This window comes from Lyngbya sp. CCY1209, from assembly GCF_055795065.1.
The window spans coordinates 1-1,690 of the sequence record NZ_JAYFER010000212.1 but is presented as its reverse complement, the minus strand read 5'-3'; the positions used below and the strand labels follow the sequence as shown (position 1 = coordinate 1,690).

Here is a 1,690-nt window from a genome sequence, read left to right as displayed (position 1 = left end):
GGCTCGAAAAAAATTTTGCCGAAGGGTTGACAGGGTGGCGCCAATTCCGATAAGATATTGACATTATCCTCCATAATGGGAGTGGATGTCGAAATAAAAAAATCACAACTATTTCCATTATCTAAAAAGTGTATCGCAAAGTCAATGGGAAGTCAAGGGGTTGGGAAAAAAAGGCCGGTTTGGCAACAAAATTTAACATTTTTTTTTCCGAACCGCGATCGCCGTCAATGGGAAGCGGACTGTTCCAGACAGCCGCAGGCTTCCTGCAAATAGCGATACCAGGCATCCATCCCCTCCCCGGTGCGTGCAGAAACTTCCAATATTTTCGCCGAGGGTACGATGCGGCGGATATTTTCGGTGGCGGCATTGCGATCGAATCCCACCACCTCGGCGATATCGATTTTGTTGATAATCGCCACGTCGGCGGTTTTGAACAGGGTGGGATATTTGAGGGGTTTGTCTTCGCCTTCGGTGACGGACAGGAGTGCGACGCGGATATTTTCGCCGAGATCGTAGGCTGCCGGACAGACCAGGTTGCCGACATTTTCGATAAACAATAATTTCAGGTCGTCGAGGTTGATTTGAGTCAACGCCTGGGATACCATGTCGGCTTCGAGGTGACAGATGCTGCCGGTGGTAATTTGGACGACTTCCATTCCCGATCGCCGCAGCCGTTTGGCGTCGTTGTCGGTTTCGAGATCTCCGACGATGACGGCACTTTTGAGGCGATCGCCGAGATCCGTCAGGGTTTTTTCAATTAAAGCGGTTTTTCCGGAACCGGGGGAGGAGAGGACGTTCAACACGAATAATTGTTTCGCCAAAAAGAAGCCGCGATTTCGTTCGGCGAGTCGGTCATTTTTGGAGAGGATGGCGGCGTGCACGTCGAGGGTTTGATGGGTGTGGGAATGGTCGTGGTGATGGTCGGGGTTGTGATGGTGTTCGTGTCCGTCTTCGTGGCTGTGGATGTGGACGGTTCCGGGTGTGACAGAACAACCGCAATTGGTACACATAGTTACGAAACCTCCAACGATGTCAATTCTAATTCTTTTCCTTGGCGGATGTCGAGGCTGAGTTCGCCACACTCGGGACATTCGTAGAACCAAGTTTCCGGTTCAAACTCTTGCCGACAGTGGCGGCAGTGGCAGCGGACGGGGATGGATTCGATCTCGAAGTTGGCGTTTTCGGCGATCGTTCCTTCCGTCACCACGTCGAAGGCGAATTTCAGCGCTTCGGGGACGACGCCGGACTGGGCACCCACCCGCATTTTAATCCGGTGAATCCGACCGGCGCCTTTTTCTTTAGCTTGTTCTAATGCGATCGCCAGGGTCTGTTCCATAATGCCGACTTCGTGCATCGCGGTTCCTCTGAATGTTGGGGGAGTCGGGAGTGGGGAGTCGGGAGTCGGGAGTCGGGAGTCGGGGACAATTCTTGATCTCCGTTTCCTTGTAGATTATAACAGTTGTCGATCTGCTGCGATACGGTTCGATCCCCCATTATCCCCCCTGATCTCCCCCCTTACAAAGGGGGGGTAGGGGGGATGGGGACTTTGAGTTAACCCATAACTTGTGGTTTTCTCCTTCCTGTCTGTTGCCATCACTATGATTTCTAATTTTCGAGAATCATACTATATATATGTACGATTTCAGAGAACGGGTGGATTGAGCGATCGCTTTCGAGAGAGAGATTGAGA

General features: G+C 51.6%; 2 protein-coding genes. Both read right to left on the bottom strand.

Annotated elements, in window-relative coordinates; translation table 11 throughout:
- Positions 1-224: 224 nt before the first annotated feature.
- The gene (gene hypB, locus AC0QHF_RS04295) at positions 225-1,010 is read right to left on the bottom strand and encodes a hydrogenase nickel incorporation protein HypB (protein WP_324702950.1); all 786 of its coding nucleotides are present in this window, start codon (positions 1,008-1,010) and stop codon (positions 225-227) included.
- A gap of 2 nt (positions 1,011-1,012) precedes the next feature.
- Complete coding sequence (gene hypA / locus AC0QHF_RS04290) at positions 1,013-1,354, bottom strand: hydrogenase maturation nickel metallochaperone HypA (RefSeq protein ID WP_324702949.1); 342 nt, start codon at positions 1,352-1,354, stop codon at positions 1,013-1,015.
- Between the last annotated feature and the right edge of the window lie 336 nt (positions 1,355-1,690).